The organism is Limimaricola sp. G21655-S1 (assembly GCF_027213785.1).
Classification (GTDB): Bacteria; Pseudomonadota; Alphaproteobacteria; order Rhodobacterales; family Rhodobacteraceae; genus Limimaricola.
In genome coordinates this window covers 1-250 of sequence record NZ_JAPWGO010000390.1, presented here as the reverse complement: position 1 = coordinate 250, position 250 = coordinate 1, and the positions used below count along the sequence as shown (strand labels likewise).

Below are 250 nucleotides of genomic sequence, written 5' to 3'. Positions count from 1 at the left end.
CATATCTTCTGCCAAAACTTTAAAGTATTGAAGCCTAATCGTTTTTTAACAAAATAAACAGCAAGCAAGTTTTGTAAGCTAATAAAAAATGCAGTAGCAGATGCGGCACCAATCGCGCCAAAAAGCTTAGTGAAGATTGGCACACTAATCAGCACCCCAACACCACAAAGTACTGTTACAAAACGCATATCACGTTCGTGACCACTCATCATCAATAAATAACTCACGGACCCCGTAATAACATTAATCC

General features: G+C 38.4%; 1 protein-coding gene. It reads right to left on the bottom strand.

Annotation, left to right across the window (positions count from 1 at the left end; genetic code table 11):
* A partial coding sequence (locus tag O4G76_RS21190) for a hypothetical protein (RefSeq protein ID WP_269399066.1) occupies nucleotides 1–209 on the bottom strand: 209 nt, incomplete at its 3' end.
* Between the last annotated feature and the right edge of the window lie 41 nt (nucleotides 210–250).